We start from the raw sequence: 24,028 nt of genomic DNA on the forward strand, positions 1-24,028 counted from the left end.
ACAGTTGATCGTTGTTCTCTCTAAATCATCGCTTGGGGAGGATTGATCAAGGATGTGCGATTGTAGCATTAGCCTTGAGTTGACTCCCAAAATTAACCCCTAACCTCAGCAGAAAAGCACAACAAGTGTGTTTGGTCTGATGGCTCTCCAAATCAAAATCAATTATTTTGGAGATAGAGGTTTGCGACTTCTGAGATCTGGAGTCATGTTTATTTTACTCCAGATTGGTACCATTAATATCTGTATATGAGTTAGAGAAGGCTAAAAAAGAGGATTAACTTGGATTTCTGCGAGGGATTACAGAAAATTTCTCGCGCGTCCCCTCCAGAAAATTACAGATTTCTTGACGAAAAACTTGCATCAACAAACAGGGTGTGCTTATCTTGATAGCAGACTGATTCGTTTGGGGTGTGGTTTGGAGAGCCTTGATCTCGCCTGAGCAGGGCATAACAAGGGAATAAGAAACCGCCCGAACAATAGTCCAGGCGGAGTGTGGTGTGAGGAGTGAACGGAAACATACGTCTCCGCTTTCTCTATTGTGACATTTTCTTCCAAATAATTCCAGTGGGTAAACCCTAATTTTTACGACAAATTAACAAGTTTTGTCAAGGGTTCGCGGGGCAAAGGGTATAACCCCTCTATTTCCCCATCCCCAATTGTTGGGCTTTTTGATAGACTTTTCCTTCAGTCAACAACGATGGTGCGATCACCACTTCCACTTGCTGCATTTCCTGAATGCTTTTCGCGCCCAAGGTTCCCATACTGGTTTTTAAAGCACCTAAGAGGTTGTGAGTTCCGTCGTCTAATTGAGCTGGCCCCCGCAGGATTTGTTCTAATGTGCCTGTGGTGCCAACGCTAATCCGAGTTCCCCGAGGTAAGACTGGACTTGGCGTTGCCATTCCCCAGTGAAACCCTTGTCCGGGTGCTTCTTTGGCTCGGGCAAAGGGCGAACCAATCATTACCCCATCGGCTCCACAAGCAATACATTTACAGATATCTCCACCTGTAATTAAACCGCCATCGGCAATTACTGGAACATAACGCCCGGTTTCTTGATAATAATCTTCCCGAGCGGCGGCACAGTCGGCGACTGCCGTTGCTTGCGGCACACCTACACCTAACACACCGCGAGAGGTACAAGCGGCTCCTGGCCCAATACCAACCAACACACCCGCAGCACCTGCTTTCATTAAGTTCAACGTGACTTCGTAGGTGACGCAATTACCCAAGATCACTGGCATGGGCATTTCTTGGCAAAATTGATGTAAGTCGAGAGGGGTTACAGAGTCAGCCGACAAAAATGCAGTTGAGACGACTGTTGCTTGGATGAAGAATAAATCAGCCCCCGCTTCCGCAACGACTTGACCAAACTTAATGGCTCCGGCGGGAGTTGCACTCACGGCTGCAATTCCGCCTTGGGACTTAATTTGCTCTATCCGAGTTTTAATCAGTTCGGGCTGAATGGGTTGAGCATAAAGCTGCTGCATCAACGGCACAAACTGGGTTTTGTCAACGGAGGCAATTTGCTTTAATACGGGTTTGGGGTCTTCATAACGGGTTTGAATGCCCTCTAAATTCAACACTCCTATTGCCCCTAATTCACTGAGGAGAACGGCCATCTGCACATCAACGACACCATCCATTGCACTAGCAATAATGGGAATTTCTCGCTCAATACCACCAATTGTCCAACGGGTATCCGCTAAACCGGGGTCAAGCGTGCGTGTTCCGGGAACTAAGGCGATTTCATCAATACCGTAGGCTCTGCGGGCTGTTTTGCCTCGCCCAATTTTAATATCATTCACTTGAACTTTTCCCAGCAATTGTAGTGTACTTCCTGAATTTCAATGACTCTAGGATCTCAAGTGTTGTCAAACTGATTTGAACTGAATTTTGGGTAGATCAGTTTTGGGTTCACACTTGCCAAGGACTCGCGCTTTACTCCTCCTCAATCTCTGAATGCGATGTCTCATTTAAAAAATTCCTACCCCTTGCAGCTTGATCCGTTTTAACCGCTTGAGAACTTTGTCAACTTGAGAAAACTGTAAAAATATCCCTTTATTTTAATTTATCTTAGATTCAATTATCTCTGATTATTTTAGGGAAACTCTCCAACTCCGATCATCCCTTGGGCTTCTAAACGCTTTGCTATTCGTAAGATTAATGCTTCGTTGTACGGTGCAGCGATAATTTGTACCCCTAAAGGTAATTGACCCGAACGCTTGACCGGAACCGACAAAACAGGTAAACCCACAAACGAAAGCGGTTGAGTATATAACCCCAAATTAGGACGAACTAACAGTTCAACGCCGTCAATGTTCATTTTTTCTTGACCAATTTTTGGTGCAACACAGGGCGTTGTCGGAGCCAATAGGATATCGACCTGCCGAAAAGTTTCTCGCACCTGCTGTTGATACCAACGGCGAAATCGTTGGGCTTGATTGTACCACGTTGCTGGAATTAATGCACCTGCCAAGAACCGATCCCGAGTTGCCGGATCAAAATCTTGTGGACGCGATCGCAAATTTGCTAAATGTAAGTTACTCCCTTCGCAAGCTGTGATTAAATAAGCGGCTGCTTTGGCTCGATGGGCTTCGGGTATTATCATCTGTTGAGTGACATTTAAAGCCTTGGCAACTTGGCTAACGACTTCTAAAACTTCCGGTTCCCAAGCCTCGGAAAAATATCCCCCTAACACGGCTATTTTAACATTTTTAATTCCAGTTTCTAACTCGGGTAAACTCAGTTGAGGCGAACGTTTTGTACACACAGGATCATGCTTGTCTTCTCCTTGCAAAATATCATACACGGTTGCAATATCTCGCAGCGATCGCGCTAGAGGGCCGATATGATCTAAACTGCTTGAAAATAGAATTACTCCCCCTCGTGACAAGCGCCCATAGGTGGGTTTGAAGCCGAATACTCCACACAAAGAGGCGGGAACTCGAATTGATCCATTGGTATCTGTTCCGAGTGTAAATGGAACTAAATTTGCGGCGACAGCAGCGGCTGAACCTCCTGAAGAACCCCCGGAAATTAGACTCAGATCATGGGGATTTGGTGTCGCTCCATAATGATGATTTTCGGTAACAAACCCGTAGGCATATTCATCCATATTCAACGCCCCCACTAAAATCGCGCCTGCTTGTTTGAGGCGTTGAATTGCTGTAGCATCTTGGGTAGCTGGAGGGTTTTCACGGTTTATTTTTGATCCGGCTAATGTAGTGATTCCAGCAATATCAAATAAGTTTTTGACCGCAAAAGGAACACCTGTTAATGGGCCTGGATCTTGTCCTTTCGCGATCGCTTGATCGAGGGTTTTTGCCTGGGCGATCGCTTGTTCTGATAAGATTGTTGTAAAACAGTTTAAAGTCGGATTTTGTTGAGTAATTTCACTGAGAGTTTGTTGACAAACTTCTTGGGCCGAAATATGACCAGATCGCACAGCTAGAGATATTTTTACCGCATCGGCTTGTTTGAGATTAAAAGACATTTTGATTTTGTTAACTCAAGGATGATTGGGGATTTGATGTTTATTTTGGGGGAAAACTGGGGTCAAATACAGGTGCTATTTCGATTTCATATGTTAAGGGAAATTCGGTGATTAGTTGAGCGAGTACGGCAATTTTTTCTAAATTAGAAATTACACCTTCACGGTATTCTGGATCAATGGGTAAATCAATTAATTTAGCCGTTTGATCAACGTATTCTGCAATATTATTCATTCTGATCAATTTTATAAGAAATGTTTATAAATTAATTGTACGCTATATCTGTCAATATTTAACCTGTTTTCTGGTAGGAAACTTTCTCAACTGGATCGAATTACCAAACTTCTCACTCTAAAAATAGATGAGACTGTGTGTAAATGTATGTATACTAGAGTCATTAGGAAAGATTTTTTGATGGGGTGAACACTCCAAGTCTTCTGAAAAACAACTGATAAACAATAATTCAAATCCCTTTTAACGACAAATGACAATTCAATTAATACAAAAAAACTCCGCTTTTCAACCGTTAAGCTTAGGAGTTGGCTTTGGTTCATCTGTTCCTCAAGGTTGGTTGTCTTTACTGACACAGCCTTTACTGATTATTGTTGGTTTAACGGGGGTAGGAAAAAGTACCGTTATCTCTAATTTAATGGAGGAACGTTTAGACTTATCATTGCTTCCAAACCGACGCACATTAACGGATGATATTATTATTCCTAAAATGGCAAAAGATGAACAGAGTTTATCCTATTTTTGTCGAGTACAACGGTTTAATTATACTCGTCAATATCGGGAAAAGTTTTCGGGTGGAATGGCTCATGTTTTAAGTCAACTTTGGATAAACCCTCAACAGCTTCAGACTCAATTGATATTTGATGGTTTACGAGGAAAAGATGAGGTAGACTATGCAGTTAAAGTGTTTCCAAAGGCTAAATTTATTGTGTTAGATGCGCCGAATAAAGTTCGTCTACAGCGAATTTTAAAACGGAATGATGCTTTTGATTCTGTAAAGACTATCAATTCTAATAGTCAAAATAAAAGTGTAGATTTAGAGAAGTTAACAAGTTTTGCAGCGTTGGGAATGTCAGAAGCAAGTTCTGTTTTTAATTCAACAGAAGAACAGGAAATATTAGGTTGGGTTCGTGACGGAAGTGTGACTCTGAAAGAATTACAAGATAAGTTAAAAATTGTGATTCAAGAACAACAAAATTATGATTCTGTATCGACTCGCTTAACCTTAGAAGAAATGGCACCTAAACGAACATTAGTGATTGATACAACGGTTTATAATCCTCAACAAGCGGCTTCTCAAATTCTCTCTTATTTAAAGGTTAATCAACCGATGGAGTGTTTATCTATGAGTTAAGTTAGTTACACCCTAAAACCCCGGTTTCTATGAGTTACCGGGTTGTTGTTTTTTACATTTCGTTGAGTTGATTTAATTTTGATCTTAAGTCATCTAATCTTTCTTCGTTTACAGATTCTTCTGTAAGATTAGTTTCATCAGGAGAGAATTCTAATTCCAGTTTAACTTCTGCTGAATTGTAGGCATTAATTTGCAGATTACACTGAATTCTCATTTTTCCTTCAATCCATTTTCTAGACTCTAGTTCTAACAATTTACATTCAATTCCATTGGGAGGAAATATTAACAGAATGTTAGATAAATCCAGTTTCAGAGATTTGTCAGTAATTGGTAGCCAGCACAATTGATAAAGCAAGTAACTAATAGAAGCTACATTCTTATCATGAGCTATAGCTATATTCCTTTGTCTTCCATCTCGACCTATTTGTTGTCCAGTTTTCTCGATATATTCTTTTAAATTTTGACTCAATAACTCTTTCAGTCTGGCGACAGTAAATGTATCTTTTTCTAGCATGACAATATCATCATCGCAGTCTAGGCGGCAAAAATTTTCTTCACTCATGGGAAAACTTGAACTATAATTAACTTCTATCCGATACAATTATAAAGTGTGAGTGAACGGAAGCAAAAATGAAGCGAATTTTAGGACTGGCGGCGTTTGGATGTATGATAGTATCACCAGCTTGGGCGGAACAACCCCTCTATATTGCTTATCCTCCGCCTGAACACAAAACGACCTCAAACCGCATTTTTTTCATTGGAAGTGCTTCTCCCGATGCAGAAGTAACCGTTAATGGAGAAGTAATAGAACGTTCTCCTGCGGGTCATTTTGCACCGTCTTTTTCCTTAGATATGGGAGAAAATATTTTCAAGCTGCGACACAAAGACGAAGAAATAATACTCAAAATTAATCGTACTTCTAACTTACCGGAAATTCCTGACGGTGTGGCTTTTGTTGAAGATTCTCTCGAACCGAAAGTTAATCTAGCTAGACTTCCGGGGGAGTTGGTTTGTTTTAGTGCAATTGCACCGCCTAATGGTCGAGTTTCAGTTGAGTTTGCAGGTCAAACTATACCGTTATCTCGTCAAAACCAAGCCTTTGATTTGCCCAGTAATTTTGCGGTTTTAACCGGAAATAATCAACCGATAGAGTTAGAAATTAGTAAATATCAAGGTTGTGCGGAGATTGGAAAAAGTTTTCCGGTTCCTCGTCGGAGAAATCAAGTTAATTTAGGTCAACCGCAATATAAACTCACCTTAAAAGGGGAAACTGTGACCCGAAATGCGCCGGGAAATATTACGATTATTTCTCCGGCTGAATTTGAAATCGCAGAAGTTACCGTTGATGAAGGCGTAGCGCGAACTGGCCCAAGTACAACCTATTCCCGTTTAACACCTTTACCGAAAGGAACTCGGGCGAGAATTACCGGGCGAGAAGGGGATTATTTACGCTTAGATTATGGGGGTTGGATAAAAGCAGATGAAACCCGAACTTTTAAAGGAAAATTACCGCCCCAATCATTTATTAGAAGTGCGAGTTCTCGTCAAATTGGAGAGTGGACAGAGGTTTATTTTCCCCTACAAATTCCAGTTCCAGTAACGGTTAAACAAGATAATCAAAGTTTAACACTCACTCTCCATAATACCACTGCACAAACGGATACAATTCGCTTTGATGATAGTCCGTTAATTGAACGGATGGACTGGGAACCCGTTCTTTCAGCGATGGAAGAACAACAGCAGGCGGTTCAATATACGTTTCACTTTAAAACCAACCAACAATGGGGATATAAATTGCGGTATGAAGGCACAACTTTAGTGTTATCATTAAAGCATCCCCCGAAAATTGAAGAAGTCTCTCAGTCGAGTTTTTTTGGGGATATTTTTGGCCCGAAACCGTTGGCGGGAATGTATATTTTGATTGACCCTGGACATGGTAGCGAGAACGATTTGGGGGCAAAGGGGCCGACGGGATATCCCGAAAAAGATGTAAATTTAATCGTTTCTTATTTATTGCAAAATGAACTGATTAAACGGGGGGCGAGGGTGTATATGACGCGCAAATCTGAGGAGGATTTATTTCCCCAAGATAGGGTTAAAATGATTAACGATGAAGAACCCGATTTGGCGATTTCTGTTCATTATAACGCTTTACCGGATAACGGAGATGCGATTAAAACAAAGGGAATAGGAACGTTTTGGTATCATCCTCAAGCCCACAGTTTAGCCGTGTTTTTACATAATTATTTAGTAGAAACATTAGACCGTCCGTCTTATGGGGTATTTTGGAATAATCTGGCTTTAACTCGTCCGGCGGTGACTCCTTCTATTTTATTAGAATTGGGGTTTATGATTAATCCAGTTGAGTTTGAATGGATTGTTAACCCCCAAGAACAGAGAAAGTTAGCAGTTGCATTGGCGGATGGAATTGTAGAATGGGTAAAAACAACGCAGTAATTTTATGAAGGAGTTTGTCAAATAAATATCGATGTTTATTCCAGCCCATACTGATTTATTCCAGCCAACTCTTAACGCTTTAAAATCTTTAGGAGGTTCGGGAAATAATCAGGAAATTTATGATAAAGTTTGTGAATTAGAAAACTTTTCTGAGGAACAGCAGAGTGTTCTTCATAAAGAAGGGCCACAAACAGAAATTAGCTATCGATTAGCCTGGGCTAAAAGTTATCTGAAAATATATGGAGTGATAGAAAGTGTTAGGAGAGGCGTATGGTCTTTGACTGAGAAAGGGCGAAATCTGACGTCGATTGACCCAAAAAAAGTTCAGCGTTTTGTGCAGTTAAATACTCGGCAAAAACGCCAAGATAATTCCTCTAATAACTTAGATAATAATATAGAAGAAAAAGCTCTTATTCAAGACGGGGAGGAAAGTTTAGATTTAGTTGAGTCTAATGTTTGGGTGGAGAAATTACTTCAGGTTTTACAGAAACTTTCTCCTGATGCTTTTGAACGATTATGTCAGCGTCTCTTAAGAGAGTCTGGGTTTGTGAAAGTTGAAGTGACCGGAAAAAGGGGTGATGGAGGAATTGATGGGATTGGAGTTTTGAAAATTGGTTTGTTGAGTTTTCAAGTTTTTTTTCAATGTAAACGATATATTGGCTCTGTAGGGTCTTCGGAGATTCGTGATTTTCGAGGTGCAATGGTGGGTAGAACCGATAAAGGTTTGTTGATAACAACTGGAACTTTTACTCGTTCGGCTCAACAGGAAGCAACCCGAGATGGCGCTCCTGCGATTGATTTAATTGATGGAGAACAACTCTGTCAACTTCTTAAAGATTTGAAGTTAGGTATTGAAACCAAGACCATAGAAGTGATTGAAATTAATCAAACCTGGTTTGCTAAACTTTAAATTTAAGTGATTTATTTTGATCGATTTTAGATGATTTAGATCAACTTTGTATGACCTCAAACAGCCATTTTTCAACGCGATGACCCCACGCTTCTAAAGAATATTCAGTTTCCGCCTGTTTTCTACACCACAAACGGTCAATTTTGTCAAGCTTTTTAATTGCTTCCACCAACCCTTCGACGCTATCGGGTTCAACCAACCAACCTGTTTCGCCCTCTCGCACAATTTCTGCTGTTCCACCCCGACGATAGGCAATCACCGGAACCCCACAGGCTAAGGCTTCAATAGCGACATTTCCAAAGGCTTCTACCCATCGGGGAGTCATCAATAGTGCCTGACACTCTCGCAGGTGTTTTTGTAACTCATTTGTTGATAGAAATCCCAAGTATTCTATCGGTGCATCGGGGTAATCTTGATTGATTTTTTGCCAATAGGATTCATCCTGCATTTTTCCCATTATCTTAAGAGGAATTCCGGTGATTTTTGCTGCTAAAACTGCATCTTCTAACGCTTTTTCCGGTGCAATTCGACCCAACCAAGCTAACTGATGTTTTGGTGTCGCACAAAATTGATACTGTTCAAGACTAATTCCACTTTGCAAGCAAGTGAAGTTTTGGGGAATAATATTAAAAGTTTCTGCCTGAGTTTTAGTATAAAAACCAATGGTATTCGGAAACTGTTCAATCGTTTTTTGAACTATCAAATCCAGGGCATCGGAGAAAGAACCCATACTAATCCAATGGAGGATTTTAATCTTAAAAAAAGGCGTTAAATAAAGTGGCAACCAATCATAGGCAAAATTTATAATTAAATCATAATTATTCTGCATTTTGCGGGCATAATCCCACATATTTTCTAAAACCGAATCGGGGGGTAAAATAATCGGAGTATCTCGGTCTTGAGATTGCGCCATGATTTGGAGATTGCCCGAAATTTCGATCACATTAATCGACTCTACCACCGAACCTTCTGGCGCTAAAACTGTAATTTTATGACCTCTTTGTTGTAAAGTCTTCGCTATATTTAACAGTGTTAATTCCACACCACCCCCTATTCCTGACCCTAATGGCCCGACGGGAGTTGAGATTAATAATAGTTTCAGTAAATTAGAACTCATATTATTAGAAAACTATTTTTAATTTTAAACTTCTTATCGAGGAGGTTCATCGCCAATTGTGGGTAATGGACGCATCCGACTTAACTTATCTGCCGCCCATTTTGCTGTTTCTCGAACTTCGCTATCAGGGTCATCCGCAGCCCGTTGTAACAACTGATTCATCTGACAAGCTAAGTCATAAATACGGGTTAAATCTCGAATTGCATTTTTTCGGACTTCTGCATTTTCATCTTGTAATGATAGCGTTAACGCCCGACTCATGGGTTTCAGTGTGCGAGTTCCAATTTCTGAAAGGGCGGCTAAAATCAAACTTCGCTGTTTAGAATCAGAATTATAAATTAAATCCACTAAGGGTTGAATCGCCCGAGAATCGCCTTGTTGACCCAATTCCCAAATCGTTTGACTGCGTTTAGTTGGATTCGTATTTTGTAATTCTAAAATTAATTGTTCCACTCGGTCAAGTTGAGGAAAACGGGGCTTATCAGCGATTAAAAAAGTATCACCCGAATGAACTTGGGGGGGAATAGATACTTTTTCTGGATGTTCTTTTTGGGAGCGAGGTATGTCTACATAGCCGTTATTTTCCCCAGATTCGTTCACAGATTGATGAGTGGGTGGGGATGAGGTTTTGGAGAGGTCATTGGCATCTTCGAGTTGAAACGGAGAAGCAGGAGTTGGAGGAGTTAATGTATTTTCTGACTGAACAAAATAGGGCGAAGACTGTTCAACAGTTTCCTCTGGCAGTTGTTCTTCGGCTTCTGGTTCCGGCTGATGACCAATTAATTTAACAATAATAAAAACAGCTCCTCCGGTTACAATTATTGATCCAAAACCGAGTAAAATTAATCCTGTCGGCAGTTTAGTCGGAAGCTGGAATTTTTGCTTTTCAGAAGTAGAATTTTCTTGTGACAATATTAATGAACGGGTTGATTCATCGGAGAGAACAGGAGGCTGTAGGTCGGTCAAATTTTGAGACATCGTACTTTGACTCGGACGGTCGAGGAAGCCCGAGAACGTCAAGTAGGTCAATAGGAGTAGAGGAATGTGGTAAGAAGCCATGAAATGCTATTGAAAATGTTCACAAGTCGGGTGTAATCTTGAGCTAGCTCCATCCTAACTTCTCTGACACCCAGATTCTCGTTTTTCAACAAAGTAAACCCATTAAATTTCCGAATGACAGGAGAGCGCACCCACAAACAGACTCAAAAGTTCATCACTACTGAAGCCTTCAGACAAAGGGGTGAACTCGGTGAACAGCAAGTTTGGGAAACGATTCGCCAGACTTTTGCTCACCGTCATTGTATCGCATATTGGCGTTATCCGATCTTCTCAAAAACAGGAGCTTTTCGTAAAGAACCGGATATTTTAATTCTAGATGCTCAACTGGGGTTAATTGTTATAGAAGTCAAGTCTATCACTCTTGATAAAATTGTTACTATTACAGGTCATATCTGGGCGTTACAAAATTTTTACACAACTCGCATCACGCCCTACCAACAAGCAGAAAACCAACTCTTTGCTTTGCTGAACTATTGGGATTCTGAACCTATTCTCAAACATCAAGTTTTTGCACTGGCGATAGTTGCTTTACCTTTTATTTGCGCTCAAGATTGGCAAAAACGAGGCTTTGAAAAATTACCGATTTCTCCTCCTATTATCTTTAAAAATATTTTCTTAACTCCATCTTATCTGGTTGAATTAATAACTCAAATTCCTTCTTTAGTTCCGGGAAAAATACTCACTTCACCTCAATGGGAGTTATTACAAGCCATTATCTCTGGAACCCCTTTATATTGAAGATTGGGAAGTGATGGGTTATCAAGTGAATATTGAAAAGTCGGTTTGTTCTCCTATTCCCAAAGTGACCTGATCTTTTACTTCGGAAAATTTTCCTCATCCAGTTTCACAGTTTTGGGAAAATTCTCTGATTGAATTTGAAGCTTATCATTCTCGTCAAAATGAATTGACTACCCTTTATCAACATCTTTATCACAATTTAAGGAGAGATGGATTACGTCCGAGTCGGGAAATTTTAATTATTATTTTAGGGGATGTTTTTGAAGCGATGACCTTGGAAACTTATGTCGCTAATTTTTTGATGACACAGGGATTAGATATTTATATTCCGGGGTCAGTTGATTGTAATATTGTCACCTCTCAAAAAGAGAAACCCAATCAATTTTGGTGTGAGGGTGGAATTACTATTTCTCGTATTCATCGGGCGAAAGGACAAGAAGCGGATATGGTTTATTTAGTCGGGTTTGATAAAATTGCCAAAGACGAAGCAAATCTTAGTTTTCGTCATCAATTATTTGTTGCTTTAACGCGGTCTAGAGGTTGGGTGAGGTTAACGGGAACGGGTGCTTATCCGATGTATAATGAAGTGGCGAAAGTGATTCAATCCGGGGATAGGTTTAGCTTTATCCAGCGACAACCCCACGCCGAGAAATGGGTTTAACGGATGTGGGAGAAATGTTGCGGTGTTATCATTTGGGAAACCGGAACTTTCGGGGAATTCATTGAGTCGGAGTTGATTTAACGGGTATTTGTTTGTCTGAGGCGAACTTGATGGGCGCGAATTTAGCTCAAGCAAAACTGACCGATGCTAATCTTGAAAGTGCAAAGTTAGTGGTTGCTAACCTCTCTCAAACGGTGATTACCCGTGCCAATTTACAGCAAGCAAAGTGTGTTGGGGCAAACTTTTCTCACGCCCAATTAAATTTTGCAAATCTGACCCATGCTGATTTACGAGATAGTGATTTAAGTCATGCTCAATTAATCGGTGCAACCTTGGAAGGGGCGAATTTAACCGGAGCAAATCTGAGTCATACAAATTTAAGTCAAGCGAATCTCAAACAAGCTGATTTAACTGAAGCGACTTTGCAGGACACAATATATTCCCACTCTACTTTACCTGATGGTACAATTTCTCCCTAACCTTGTCAACCCTTTCTACATTTTTTAACACTATTTTGATCGAGAAGCGGTAAACTAGAAAAGTAACAAAATTTTGTTGTAATTGTTGACGACGATTAGCAAATCAGGATGAGCGATTTATACGTTTCTTGGTCAGATTATCACCAAGCCATCGAGTCCTTAGCAGCGAAAATCTACCACTCGGGCTGGCAATTTAATCAAATTGTTTGTTTAGCCAGGGGAGGACTGAGAATTGGAGATTTGCTTTCGCGGATTTATGATACACCGTTAGCAATTCTTTCTGCGTCTTCCTATCGAGGTTCTGAAGGTCGAGTTCGAGGTCAAATTAAAATCGCGAATCATCTCACTATGACAACAGAAAGCCTTGGAAGTCAGGTTTTATTAGTTGATGATTTGGTGGATTCTGGGATTAGTTTACAAGACTGTCTATCGTGGTTAGAAACAAACTATACTGCTGAAATTAAAGAAATTAAAACGGCTGTTTTATGGTACAAAGCTTGTTCGGTGATTGTTCCTGATTTTTATGTCGAATATTTGGCTGATTCTCCTTGGATTCATCAACCGTTTGAACGCTATGAAAAAATGACGCCCGCTGAAGCTGCACAAAAGAGTGAACTCACTCAGCAAGCTATTCATTAAAAAATGTAGGCTTTTCCGGAATTGAGGGAATGTTATCTGTTATCAAAGGGGTGAGCTTTTATGAAAAACGCTATGGAAACCCAACGCCAATACCGCAAAATTTGGAAGCGGTTTATATTAATATTTTTGTTTGTTGTGACGCTAGCGGGTTGTCGATTTTTGAGTCTGACCCCCACAGAAGCGCCGCTAACGACAGTTTCCGCCTTACCTGTTCCTCAACTTCCCGACTGGATAGAACAAATTAGTCCAACCGGAGAAGTCACTTCTCAGAGTCAAATTCAGATTATTTTTAAAAACCCGTTAATTCCGGTTGAACGTTTGGATTCTCCCCAACAGCGTCAACTTCTCAATCACTTTGAAATTACCCCCCAACTTCCCGGACAATTTCGCTTTCTGACTCCGCGAATGGTTGGGTTTCAAGCTGACCGAGCATTACCGTTAGCGACTCGAATTCAGGTCAAACTCAAACCCGGCTTGTCTGACCTCGAAAATCACAGCCTAGACCAAGATTTAGCCTGGACGTTCAACACCGACTCGATTCAGCTTACTAATCTACCCGGAACCGAAGAAAATCAGGGTACCCAGGAGAATCCTGTTGGTTTGACTCCTGATTTGACGTTTAACTCTAACGTCGAACTCGATATAGACTCGTTAACGCAACAGGTCAAACTTGTTTCTGAAGCCTCAAATCAAGCCGTTCCTGTCAAGGCTAAACTCACGAAAAATCAGTTTAATTCCGAGTCTTTACCGCCTCAGACACAGTTCGATCCATCAAACCATAGTTGGCAGTATACCATAACGCCAACTCAAAGTCTAGAAAAAAGTACAAAATATACCTTACAAATAACACCTGGACTACATCCCAGTCGAGGTAATTTAGACAGTCAATTTATCATTTCCTCTCAAATAAAAACCTTCGACTCCCTGCAATTTGAAACCCTACAACTCTATGGTCAACCAACTGCGGGAGGGACCTATGGACGCTTTGAAAATGGCAGTCCTCAACTCAAATTTAATAATCAAATTTTAGAAGCATCAGCCCAAGACAATATTAGTATTAATCCACCGCCCCCCGCAGATGCACCTCCTCTGATTCAAACCTATGGAAATAGTAATACAGTTAACCTCAATCCTTGGGCGTTAGAACCCCAAACAAACTATACCATTACCATTGGAAAAGACCTTAAAGATCAATTTGGTCAAACCTTAGAAAAACCAGTGACTCTCTCCTATCAAACAGGAGACGTTGCGGCTAATCTTTGGGCGCCAACGGGGTTAAATATTTTCCCCTCAACCCAAGATTTACAGCTTAATATTGCCACGACAAACTTACCCCAGTCGAAATATACCGCAGCTTATAAAATCGTTCAGCCGACTGATTTAGTGTATACCGATGTTGCCTATCCCCGCGAAAACCGCAAAAATCTTTTACCCCCCGAAAGAAACTGGACTTCTTTCTCCGTCAAAACTCCAGAAAACCAAACCCAAGATACCTCAATTAATTTACGGAAAACACTAGGAAAAGACACAGGAATGCTGGCTTATGGAGTTAAAGCCAGAACCACTCGTTATCAAGAAAACGGAAAACGACGCTGGAATGAACCTGAATTTTATGGGTTCGTTCAACTCACAAACTTAGGCGTTTTTTCCCAATGGTTTCCCGAGTCAGGACTGATAAAAGTTAATCATTTAGAAGACGGTTCTCCTGTTAACAATGCTAGCGTTGAAATTTATCAATCTCAACTCGAAGCCCAAAGCTTTACCAACCCCAAACCTTGTGTAACCGGAACCACCAATGACAAGGGAATATTGGCGTTAAACTCCGAAGATTTACAACAATGTATGAATGGTAATCGCTTTACTGAAGCCCCAGAATTATTAGTGATTGCTAAAGAAGAAGACGACTGGGCTTTTGCACGGACTAATTCTTATAGTGGGATGTATGGCTATGGCATTTCTACAGACTGGCAAAATAATCAGCCTATCTCCCGAGGTGTGATTTTTTCTGACCGACAACTCTACCAACCCGGAGAAAAAGTTGCTTTAACAGGAGTTGCGTATTATCTACAAAATGGTGAATTAAAACAAGATAAAAACGTCAATTATACTGTTACGTTGAGAACCTCCGACGGTCAAGAGAAAACCCTCGGCACTTACCCAACCAACGAATTTGGTACATTTTCCCTTGAATTTAATCTTGATTCCGACCAAGCTTTAGGAGATTATAGTCTGAGTGCAAAAGCAGAAAATGAAGTAGAAATTTATGGAAACCTACGAGTCGCAGAATTCAAACCCCCAAACTTTAAGGTTGAGTTGAACCTCGATAAACAAACCGTTATTCAAGGGGAAACTCTCAGCGTCAATACAAACAGTAACTATCTGTTTGGTTCTCCCGTTGGAGGGGGAAAAGCCGAATACTATATCACTCGTACCCCAACAGAATTTACCCCTAAAGATTGGCAACAATATAGCTTTGGTAGACAATGGTTTTGGCCGGAAGAAAAACCCACTGTTCCTAGTGATGTCTTACAGAAAAGTGAGGTTCTCAACCCAGATGGAAAAGGCATCCAAAGCGTTAAAATTGACAAAGATTTACCCTTTCCGATGCAGTATCGGATAGATGTAGAAGTGTCCGATGTTTCTAACTTAGCCGTTTCTGATTCTCAAAGTGTTATTGCTTTACCGAGTAACCGTTTAATTGGGTTAAAAACCCCGTTTGTCGCCGAAGCAAACAAAGCTTTTCCCATCGAAGTTATTGTCACTGACCCCAATGGAAAACCCATTCCCAATATGGGAGTCCGTTTAGAATTGCAAGAAATGAATTATAGCAACGTTACCCGAGTGGTTGCAGGCGGACAAACTGATAAAAACCAAGTTGAATACAAAACCGTTGCGACAACACAAGTCAAGTCAAATAAGACTCCAAAAACCGTTTCTTTAACCCCTCCTGAGTCGGGTTCCTATCGGATTCGTGCGAATTTCACCAATAAATCTACCGAAGCAACAGCAACAGATTTACAAATCTGGGCGACTGGTAATTCTCCTGTTTTTTGGGGTGGAAATAATGACAACCGCCTGCAAATTGAACTGGATAAAGACACCTACAAACCCGGAGAAACTGCAACCGCTTTAATTAAATCTCCCTACGCAGAAGGCGAGTTATATTTTGCAGTAGTCCGCGATAAACCGTTGTATGAAACTCTAACAACCGTCACGGGCGGCGCCCCGCAAATTCAATTTACCGTAACTTCGGAAATGTTACCGAATGCAGCAGTCGAAGCGGTGTTAGTTCGTAAAGGCGAACCTCTGTCGGAAGTCGAACCCGGAAGCGTCGAAAACTTATCTCAAATTGGGTTTGTTCCCTTTAAAACTGACTTAGCCGAAAAAACTTTACAACTGGAAATTATGCCAGAAAAGTTAGAAGTCGAACCCGGCGCTGAACAAACCCTGCAACTGCAATTAAAAGATGCAAACAACCAACCCCAACGCGGACAATTCACCGTTATGGTTGTCAACGAAGCGGTGTTACAACTAACCGGTTATCGTCCCCCCAATTTGTTAGAAACCGTCTACGCCGAACAACCGATTTCTACTCGTTTTAGTGATAATCGCCCCGATGTTCAATTCAGTACAACAACCTTTTTAAAAGGTTGGGGATATGGCGGCGGTTTCTCCGCAGGAGTTGGGAATACTCGTATCCGCAAAAACTTTCAACCTTTAGCCTACTATCAAGGTTCAGTTGTGAGTGATAATAATGGAAAAGCAAACGTTAAATTTCAACTTCCCGATGATTTAACCACCTGGCGAGTCATGGTGGTTGCAACTGATGGAAACTTCAAATTTGGTTCGGGTGAAACCACATTTATCACCACCCAACCTCTACTTTCCAACCCAATTTTACCGCAATTTTCCCGTCCGGGCGATAAAATTTTAGCCGGAGTTTCCGTTACCAACACCACCGGAAACAAAGGAATGATTGAAGTGAAAGCCGATGTCGAAGGCGGGGTTAAACTTTCCCCTGGAAACTCCAATACCCAAACGATTCAACGCCCACTCAAAGCTGGAACCCAAGCCTACTATTTCCCGGTATTAGTTCAAGACGTGGGAACCTCTGAAATTCAATTCACCACAGCTTTTAACGGAAAAACAGATGGGTTTGAAGTTCCCTTAGAAGTCAAACCTGTGTTAGTCACCGAACAAGTTATTGAAAGCGGAACCACAACCAATTCTCTCAGTATTCCCATTAATGTAACTCGGGATACGGTTCGAGATACAGGCGGTTTAAATATCTCCCTTGCGAGTACCTTAATTCCTCAAATCACCGCCCCCGCTAAACAAATCTTTAATCAAACCGATTTACCCTTCCTAGAACCTGCGGCGAGTCAGTTGTTAATTGCATCAAACTTACAACAGTTAAGCCAAAAATATGGTCAAAACTTTAGTGAGTTAAACCTCAACCAACAAGCCCAAAAATCCCTCGACCAAATCTTCCAACTGCAACAAAATGATGGAGGACTCGCCATTTATCCCGAACAAAAAACCTCTAATCCTCTCCTCTCTGCTTACGCCGCAGAAGCCTTAGCCAAAGCCTCCCAAGCAGGATTTAAAGTTGATGAAGATCAACTCAATCAACTCGAATATTACCTCAAACAAGCCTTGGCAAATCCCGAAAAAAATGAATTCTGTAGCGATGATTTAGTCTGTAAAAGTCGAGTGCGTTTAAATATCTTGATGGCGTTAGCAGAAATGGGCGATAGACGCAATGATTTTATGTCCGATATTTATGGCTTACGCGATGAATTTGACACGGTAACGCAAATTAAACTTGCCCGTTATTTATCGAACTTTCCCGAATGGAATTCTGAATTTAACGAACTTGTGAATAAACTGCAAGAAATCGTTTATCAAACTGGACAAACTGCCACGATTAACTTACCTAAACAATACGGTTGGATGAGTTCAGATATCACCGCCCAGTCGGAAGCGTTGCGTTTATTTGTTGGTCAAAATAGCCAACCCGAAACAATAGATAAACTCGTTCAAAGTTTACTCAATCTTCGCCGTGAGGGAACCTGGGGAAGCACTTATAATAACGCCGAAGCGTTAACAGCGTTAGCTGAATATGCAGCCATAGAACCGACTCCCGAAAACTTCCAAGTTCAAATTCAATTGGGTGGTCAAGATTTAGGTTCAACTCAATTTAATGGCTTCCAAAATTCTAGTTTCAACCTCAATATTCCCATGTCAGAATTACCACCCGGTAAGAATAATCTGATGATTCAAACCTCTGGAAACGGAAAACTAAATTATTGGATATCCTACGAATATCGCCTCGAAGGAAATCAACCCGGACGCTTAAATGGGTTAAGAGTTGAACGCAAAATTCAGCGAGTCAATGAGAGTGAAGTGTTGAAAAAAATGGGACTTTCCACAGAAGAAGACCCCCTAGAAGTTCAACCCGGAGAAGTCTTTGAGATTGGCTTAGAAATTATCACCGACCATCGCGTTAATAATGTGATGATTACAGACCCACTTCCGGCTGGTTTTGAAGCAATTGATAACCGTTTTCAAACCAGTAATTCCGCCTTAAAATCCCAAGCTGATAGTTGGAATATTAGCTATCAAACGATTTACAGTGACCGCATTCTCGCCTATGCAGACTATCTTGAACCCGGAGTTTATCAACTGCATTATTTAGTTCGTTCTGTCACGCCTGGTGAGTTTATCTGGCCCGGTGCCAAAGCCTATTTACAACAAGCCCCCGAAGAATTTGGACGCAGTGCATCTTCGAGTTTAGTGGTCTCAGAACAGTCTTAATTAATAGTTGTCAGGTGGGTGACAGACAAAATTGTTCATTTCAACAATTAAATTATCAGTTCTTACCCACCCTATCAATAACTTTTAGTTTTGTTAGTCCCAGACAACAACACAGTTTGTAATAATATTAGGTACGTTTCTGCCAAGATTTGGGATCTCGCCGCCCATGAAAAACTGCTATCACAATCACCCGACTCGATATAATCCGATAGTATATCGCATAGGGAAATCGTCTCACAACTGCCCGTCGAACATCACGATAAACAACTGGATAAGATTCTGGCATCAAACAAATTCTATTCAAAATCTCATCTATACAGTTTAGAAACTGATCGCCAAGTCCCATTTGTTGGTTTTCATACCAACTGTATGCTTCGTTAATCTCATCTCTAACTTCTGGACGAAATGCCAGTGCGTAATCCATTATTGTTTCTTAATTGATGCTTTGATTTCCTGCCATGTCAATATATTATCTGGATTCTTGTTATACTCATCAATGCGATAATCAAGCTCTTTCTTTTGTGTGTCCGTTAAATCGGGATAAGCTTGCTCGGCGGCTATATCATCCCAGATTGCTTGAACGATATAGATTCTATCTTCAATGCTGAGGGAGGCGATCGCTTTGAGTGTGGCTGTGAGATCCATATTGAATGACCTAAATTGAAAAAATCAAAAACTAATATTCCTTAAATATAGCGAACCGGATTCTGTCCGTCGAATTGAACGTTGCAATTTACAATGCGACCGTCCACAAACTTAATAACAAGCCTGCCGTCATCTTTTCGATAGCTATATTCTCGATTAAATACACCTTCAATCATTTGCGTACCTGCGAAATTTACAACTTGAATATGTGTGATTTTCTCTAATTTATCCTGTGCAACAACCCAAGCGGATGATTCAGATTTAGCAAGCAAGTCTAGCAGATGATCACGAGTTCGGACTTGAAGGGTTAGTTTTTGCATAATAACTAGAACAGAGATCGGCTTAAAGTTATTCACAAGCACGATTTTATTGTAGTGCAGAACTCAAGAGATAATCCGTAAAAATACGGTCGGCTAAAACCCTTGTTGTTTCAACCTCTCCGTAAACATACGGACGCAGATCACATTCCCAGACTGACAACATTCACAAAAACTCAATTAACATATCACACAACATATCTAGCGATCGCGCGATTATAGAGATTGTTAACCTCGAAATTGCAGTTGAACCATGTTAACTCAAACCTCCACCTCCACCCTTAACCTCGAAACCATCATCAAGCGGGTTCTCACCTTCCGTCAAATTACCCCCCTTGACTACCAACTGCTCAAATCTGCTATCCTATCAGAACAATCCTTTTCATACAGCACTCAAGTTCACCTCGATCAACTGTTTGAAAGCCTACAACGAGGGTCAATCTGGATCGCGTCTTAAGATGTCCTACTCCAAAAAAGACGTACAATAATAAGGGTATTTCGAGAAAAGGAACGCGAGTTAAATGGCGGTCATCGCAGTAATCGACTATGACATGGGAAATCTCCACTCCGCCTGTAAAGGTTTAGAAAAAGCAGGGGCTACCCCAAAAATTACGGATTCTCCTGCGGAAATTCAACAAGCCGATGCAGTGGTTTTACCGGGAGTCGGATCATTTGATCCCGCCATGCAACACTTGACTTCGCGTCATCTCGTCGAACCCATTCAAAATGTGATTGCAGCGGGCGTTCCTTTCCTCGGAATCTGCCTCGGTTTGCAAATTTTGTTTGAAAAATCAGAAGAAGGAACCGAACCCGGAATTGGCATTTTTTCGGGAACTGTACGACGATTTCAGTCTGAACCTGGACTGACAATTCCTCACATGGGATGGAATCAACTGCAATTGACTCAACCCCATCTTCCTGTGTGGAAAACCCTCGATCAAAATCCTTGGGTGTACTTCGTTCATTCCTATTATGTTGCACCCACAGACCCGAATATTATAGCCGCTACCATTACTCACGGCAGCCAAACGGTCACCGCAGCAGTCGCCCATCAAAACGTCATGGCGGTACAATTTCACCCCGAAAAATCATCAACTGCCGGACTACAAATGTTGAGTAACTTTGTCGAGTTTGTCAACGATAAATCTACTCAAAAATCCCCCGTCAGTGCAGTTTCCAACGGTTAGTTTATTGAACAGTTAATTTGTTTTGTTGGGTTCCTATGAGTTTGAGAATTTACGGCAATCGCCCTCTAAAAACATTGCCCGGACAACAAACTCGTCCAACTCCGGCGAGAGTGCGTGAAGCTGTATTTAATATTTGGCAAAACACGATAATGGGCTGTCAGTGGTTGGATTTGTGTGCGGGTAGTGGTTCAATGGGGGCTGAAGCCTTGTGTAGAGGGGCATCCCAAACAATTGCGATCGAACAGTCGGGGCCAGCCTGTCGAATTATTCGCCAAAATTGGCAACAGGTTGCTACCCAAAATCAAACCTTTGAGGTGATCCGGGGTGATGTGGTGGGACGACTGAAAACCTTAGCTGGAAAGCAATTTCATCGTATTTACTTCGATCCACCCTATGCCAGTGATCTTTATCAACCTGTAATCTCTGCGATCGCTAATGATCAACTTCTCACCCCGGATGGTGAATTAGCAGTCGAACATAATCCGAAACAATGGACAGTTCAACCCTTCTCTGGATTACAAGTCTGTCGGGAGAAAGTTTATGGAAATACTGCCTTGACTTTTTATTGTATTTCAGAGGTTTGAAAACACAACAATACCAGTAGGGACAAAAGAATGATGATCTGTGTTCTCACTTCTCTGTCCCCACCTATTTTTTAACCGTTTAACTGATTGCCTCGGCGATATTGCTGATAAGCCGCAAAGAACAATCCGGCTAAGGTCACAGTAACTAGACCGAGGACAATGCCTGAAAGTAAAGGTTCTACCACGTTAATTCTCCTTGATGTGATGGGAAGATCTCAATTCTATTAATATCGCATATTCGTTGAGGGTGGCAATCATTGTAATTACCTCATCTGATTTTGATTCATCTCCATGAGTTCACAAAACTTGACAAAAATACTCAATTATTCTCTCCAGTCCGATTCCTTTGGGGTCAGTCATTCCAGATTTGTGAAGATAACTTGCTCTGACCGCCTGAAAGCATTAAGCTATGTAATAAGTAAAGTTTTTTGTAGATATTTCTCAAATAGATAAGGACGCTTTGAATAACCAGCTTGCTAGCATTGAAATCGATGTCCTGCTCAGACGGGTTTCCCTCTTCGCCGTCGGGATCATGCTGCTGATATTGCTGTGGGTGTTTGGACTGAACTTGCTTCAGGTTTCAGACCCCTATATCGAGCAAGTCTTATCCCTCGATGGAAATCCCGTTAAAGGTCATGCCATTTTTGAAATGAACTGTGCAGGCTGTCATTTTCAAAAAGCCAGCGATCAAGTGGGGCCAAGCCTGTTAGACGTTTCTCAACGGAAATCACCAGTCGGGATTATTCATCAGGTGACTAGCGGTAAAACACCTCCTATGCCCCAATTTCAGCCCACTCCTCAAGAAATGGCTGATCTCCTAAGTTATCTTCAGAAGCTTTGACACAAGTTTCATTTTTTGTGCTATAGTGTTTAAGGTCAAGAAATTAAAAAAACTTGCTGGCGTAGCACAATGGTAGTGCATCCGACTTGTAATCGGAAGGTTGTGGGTTCAAATCCGACCGCCAGCTTTGATTAGAGGCACTTTCAGACAATACAGCTTAACCACTTTGGAGTGAATTTGGAGCGAATTTGGAGCGAAACCTAAATTCGCTCCATTTTGATTGCTTGCTAGCTTCACAACTAAATTGAGAGTAAAGAATAATAGCATTTTACTGTGTAAAGTCTTAATTAGGGTGTCTACCTGTCTTATAGGTCTTAGGAGTTATATATATTAGTGGTTTCAGATAAGACACCCTCTAAGACAACCTCTAGACAGGGGGTGTCTACCTGTCTTGGCCAGTAAAAAACACCCCTCTAACAGAAGGGTGCAAACAGCCAATGCTTAACTTTGCTCTACTGACTCAACTTTACTGGCTCTGGCTGATCAACTGACTCATCCTCAATAAAGGTAATCGGTAGTTCTTGGATGAGTCTGTACTGAGGAATTGAAAAATACCCAGTTGCAACTTGCCTGGGCTGACCGGATGAGAGAAACCCTTCATTTACCAGTTCCCTCAATAGTTTCTTAGTTGAATTGACTGACTCACCCCGGTTGAGAACATCCTTGAGAACGAACGGGCGATCACCAAACTCTTTCTGAGCCATCACCAACAACCCGAAGGCACCGTAACTTAAATCTTTCAACATGGCCAATACCATTTTTTATCAGTCTACCTGTTAGTAGAGTGTAATGACACGTATGTACATCCATCAATACACTTGTCAATACACGTCATTACAGTATAGACTGCGTATGTACAGATGTAATTACGGTGTAATGACATGGCTAAGAAGATGGTATCTTTTCGGTGTGAAACCGAGTTAATAGAGGCATTTCAGGCATTCTGTAATGCTAGGGAAACTAACCTAACTGAACAGTTGACCGGGTTCATGGAGAGTGTTGTCAATACAGGTGTACATACAGAGGTCAATGCAAGTAATGACAAGTGTAATGACATATCAGCACAGTCGTCAATACAAGCGTCATTACAGGAAATGATAGAGACACGGATGGCTGAGATTGAGGCACGGCTTGAAAAAAAGCTGAATCCCTGAGAGCAGAGATTGAGACTCTCAGGGAAAGTGTCAATACAGATGTCAATACGAGTAATGACACGTATGTACAGCGTAATGATAGGTGTCAACAGCTAGAGAACTGGCTAACTGAAACACTCCCCAAACTGAAATCAGAAAGAGGGTACACGTCTAACTCGGCCGGCCGACTAATCAAGTCAATTGAGAGGTTGGCCCCCTAAAATAAAAACCCCTAACTGCACAACGGTTAGGGGTGAACACATCAGAACTCTATGCACTGAGAAGCCAAATAGAACTCAATTTCAGGTTAGCAGTTGCGATCGCGTTTATTCATCTGGGGATTCTTCTGAGGAAAGGTCATTACCATTGAGTGACGTTCTTAGTTGGGACTTGACCGCCTTAATCTCTCCCCTCTCAATCAGTCCTGCTTTTTCCATCATCACCAAATCCTGAAGAATTCCTCTTTGAATCCAATCAATACAAGCTGCACTTTTTGAGCGGCCCATCACCTCACAGTATTTTATTACCAACTCATGTAATTCATCAGGAATAGCAAGTCCCATTTTAAAAGTCATATCAAAAATAAA

At 41.3% G+C, this 24,028-nt stretch carries 23 protein-coding genes, 1 tRNA gene and 1 pseudogene; 13 read left to right on the plus strand and 12 right to left on the minus strand.

Annotated features, from left to right (window positions below; genetic code table 11):
• Positions 1-638: 638 nt before the first annotated feature.
• The 3 genes from L8106_RS22645 to L8106_RS22655 form a co-directional block, all read right to left on the minus strand.
• Positions 639-1,805 (minus strand): GuaB3 family IMP dehydrogenase-related protein, encoded by a 1,167-nt coding sequence (locus L8106_RS22645; protein ID WP_039897000.1) that lies wholly within the window; start codon positions 1,803-1,805, stop codon positions 639-641.
• A gap of 293 nt (positions 1,806-2,098) precedes the next feature.
• On the minus strand, positions 2,099-3,493 hold the full coding sequence (locus L8106_RS22650) for an Asp-tRNA(Asn)/Glu-tRNA(Gln) amidotransferase GatCAB subunit A (protein ID WP_009786802.1): 1,395 nt from the start codon (positions 3,491-3,493) through the stop codon (positions 2,099-2,101).
• A 40-nt stretch (positions 3,494-3,533) separates the two neighbouring features.
• On the minus strand, positions 3,534-3,725 hold the full coding sequence (locus L8106_RS22655; protein WP_009786803.1) for a DUF4089 domain-containing protein: 192 nt from the start codon (positions 3,723-3,725) through the stop codon (positions 3,534-3,536).
• A gap of 250 nt (positions 3,726-3,975) precedes the next feature.
• Between L8106_RS22655 and L8106_RS29900 the strand changes: the two genes are divergently transcribed.
• Entirely contained in the window at positions 3,976-4,857 is an 882-nt protein-coding gene (locus tag L8106_RS29900) for an AAA family ATPase (protein WP_009786804.1), read from the plus strand.
• Positions 4,858-4,909: 52 nt separating this feature from the next.
• Here the strand turns inward: L8106_RS29900 and L8106_RS22665 are convergent, their stop codons facing one another.
• On the minus strand, positions 4,910-5,419 hold the full coding sequence (locus tag L8106_RS22665) for a KGK domain-containing protein (RefSeq protein ID WP_009786805.1): 510 nt from the start codon (positions 5,417-5,419) through the stop codon (positions 4,910-4,912).
• Between the two features lie 68 nt (positions 5,420-5,487).
• Between L8106_RS22665 and L8106_RS22670 the strand changes: the two genes are divergently transcribed.
• On the plus strand, positions 5,488-7,314 hold the full coding sequence (locus tag L8106_RS22670) for an N-acetylmuramoyl-L-alanine amidase (RefSeq protein ID WP_009786806.1): 1,827 nt from the start codon (positions 5,488-5,490) through the stop codon (positions 7,312-7,314).
• Between the two features lie 31 nt (positions 7,315-7,345).
• Positions 7,346-8,224 carry a restriction endonuclease gene (locus tag L8106_RS22675; protein ID WP_009786807.1) on the plus strand — a complete coding sequence of 293 codons (879 nt, stop codon included), beginning with the start codon at positions 7,346-7,348 and terminating at the stop codon, positions 8,222-8,224.
• 40 nt (positions 8,225-8,264) lie between these two features.
• Here the strand turns inward: L8106_RS22675 and L8106_RS22680 are convergent, their stop codons facing one another.
• Together L8106_RS22680 and L8106_RS22685 are read right to left on the minus strand one after the other, a co-directional pair.
• Entirely contained in the window at positions 8,265-9,341 is a 1,077-nt protein-coding gene (locus L8106_RS22680) for a glycosyltransferase family 4 protein (protein WP_009786808.1), read from the minus strand.
• A gap of 33 nt (positions 9,342-9,374) precedes the next feature.
• A complete protein-coding gene (locus L8106_RS22685) occupies positions 9,375-10,400 on the minus strand; it encodes a HEAT repeat domain-containing protein (RefSeq protein ID WP_039896987.1) in 1,026 nt (341 codons plus the stop codon).
• Positions 10,401-10,514: 114 nt separating this feature from the next.
• Between L8106_RS22685 and L8106_RS33895 the strand changes: the two genes are divergently transcribed.
• The 5 genes and pseudogenes from L8106_RS33895 to L8106_RS22710 all read left to right on the plus strand — a co-directional run bounded on the left by L8106_RS33895 (position 10,515) and on the right by L8106_RS22710 (position 18,734).
• Positions 10,515-11,138: a nuclease-related domain-containing protein gene (locus L8106_RS33895; protein WP_009786810.1), complete on the plus strand. Its 624-nt coding sequence runs from the start codon at positions 10,515-10,517 to the stop codon at positions 11,136-11,138.
• 166 nt (positions 11,139-11,304) lie between these two features.
• On the plus strand, positions 11,305-11,799 hold the full coding sequence (locus tag L8106_RS33900) for an ATP-binding domain-containing protein (RefSeq protein WP_009786811.1): 495 nt from the start codon (positions 11,305-11,307) through the stop codon (positions 11,797-11,799).
• 80 nt (positions 11,800-11,879) lie between these two features.
• Positions 11,880-12,278 (plus strand): annotated as a pseudogene (locus tag L8106_RS33165) (pentapeptide repeat-containing protein); the annotation flags it as partial.
• 108 nt (positions 12,279-12,386) lie between these two features.
• Complete coding sequence (locus L8106_RS22705; RefSeq protein WP_009786813.1) at positions 12,387-12,917, plus strand: phosphoribosyltransferase; 531 nt, start codon at positions 12,387-12,389, stop codon at positions 12,915-12,917.
• Positions 12,918-12,977: 60 nt separating this feature from the next.
• A complete protein-coding gene (locus L8106_RS22710) occupies positions 12,978-18,734 on the plus strand; it encodes an alpha-2-macroglobulin (protein ID WP_009786814.1) in 5,757 nt (1,918 codons plus the stop codon).
• A 127-nt stretch (positions 18,735-18,861) separates the two neighbouring features.
• Here L8106_RS22710 and L8106_RS22715 read toward each other — a convergent pair whose 3' ends face one another.
• The 3 genes from L8106_RS22715 to L8106_RS22725 are packed head-to-tail and all read right to left on the minus strand — an operon-like array spanning position 18,862 to position 19,699.
• Positions 18,862-19,158: a type II toxin-antitoxin system RelE/ParE family toxin gene (locus tag L8106_RS22715; protein WP_009786815.1), complete on the minus strand. Its 297-nt coding sequence runs from the start codon at positions 19,156-19,158 to the stop codon at positions 18,862-18,864.
• Entirely contained in the window at positions 19,158-19,379 is a 222-nt protein-coding gene (locus L8106_RS22720) for an addiction module protein (protein ID WP_009786816.1), read from the minus strand. The genes L8106_RS22715 and L8106_RS22720 overlap by 1 nt, the downstream gene beginning before the upstream one ends.
• A 41-nt stretch (positions 19,380-19,420) precedes the next feature.
• On the minus strand, positions 19,421-19,699 hold the full coding sequence (locus L8106_RS22725; protein ID WP_156803792.1) for a hypothetical protein: 279 nt from the start codon (positions 19,697-19,699) through the stop codon (positions 19,421-19,423).
• A 250-nt stretch (positions 19,700-19,949) separates the two neighbouring features.
• Between L8106_RS22725 and L8106_RS22730 the strand changes: the two genes are divergently transcribed.
• From L8106_RS22730 to rsmD, 3 genes are all read left to right on the plus strand, one after another.
• The gene (locus L8106_RS22730; RefSeq protein WP_009786818.1) at positions 19,950-20,153 is read left to right on the plus strand and encodes a hypothetical protein; all 204 of its coding nucleotides are present in this window, start codon (positions 19,950-19,952) and stop codon (positions 20,151-20,153) included.
• A 64-nt stretch (positions 20,154-20,217) separates the two neighbouring features.
• Positions 20,218-20,883 (plus strand): imidazole glycerol phosphate synthase subunit HisH, encoded by a 666-nt coding sequence (gene hisH / locus L8106_RS22735; protein ID WP_009786819.1) that lies wholly within the window; start codon positions 20,218-20,220, stop codon positions 20,881-20,883.
• A gap of 35 nt (positions 20,884-20,918) precedes the next feature.
• Complete coding sequence (gene rsmD, locus L8106_RS22740) at positions 20,919-21,467, plus strand: 16S rRNA (guanine(966)-N(2))-methyltransferase RsmD (protein WP_009786820.1); 549 nt, start codon at positions 20,919-20,921, stop codon at positions 21,465-21,467.
• A gap of 71 nt (positions 21,468-21,538) precedes the next feature.
• On the opposite strand, the gene petG is transcribed toward rsmD, so the two are convergent.
• Positions 21,539-21,652 (minus strand): cytochrome b6-f complex subunit V, encoded by a 114-nt coding sequence (petG, locus tag L8106_RS22745; protein ID WP_009786821.1) that lies wholly within the window; start codon positions 21,650-21,652, stop codon positions 21,539-21,541.
• A gap of 347 nt (positions 21,653-21,999) precedes the next feature.
• Here petG and L8106_RS22750 point away from each other — a divergent pair, with 347 nt between their 5' ends.
• Together L8106_RS22750 and L8106_RS22755 are read left to right on the plus strand one after the other, a co-directional pair.
• Positions 22,000-22,308, plus strand: coding sequence for a cytochrome c (locus L8106_RS22750; protein ID WP_009786822.1), 309 nt, complete (start codon positions 22,000-22,002; stop codon positions 22,306-22,308).
• A gap of 55 nt (positions 22,309-22,363) precedes the next feature.
• Positions 22,364-22,435, plus strand: a tRNA-Thr gene (locus L8106_RS22755).
• Positions 22,436-22,760: 325 nt separating this feature from the next.
• Here the strand turns inward: L8106_RS22755 and L8106_RS22760 are convergent.
• Positions 22,761-23,054, minus strand: a complete 294-nt coding sequence (locus tag L8106_RS22760) for a hypothetical protein (RefSeq protein ID WP_156803793.1) — start codon at positions 23,052-23,054, stop codon at positions 22,761-22,763.
• A gap of 713 nt (positions 23,055-23,767) precedes the next feature.
• Positions 23,768-24,028: hypothetical protein (locus L8106_RS33170; RefSeq protein ID WP_009786825.1), on the minus strand; the 261-nt coding region annotated here is incomplete at its 5' end.

This window comes from Lyngbya sp. PCC 8106, from assembly GCF_000169095.1.
Classification (GTDB): domain Bacteria; phylum Cyanobacteriota; class Cyanobacteriia; order Cyanobacteriales; family Microcoleaceae; genus Capilliphycus.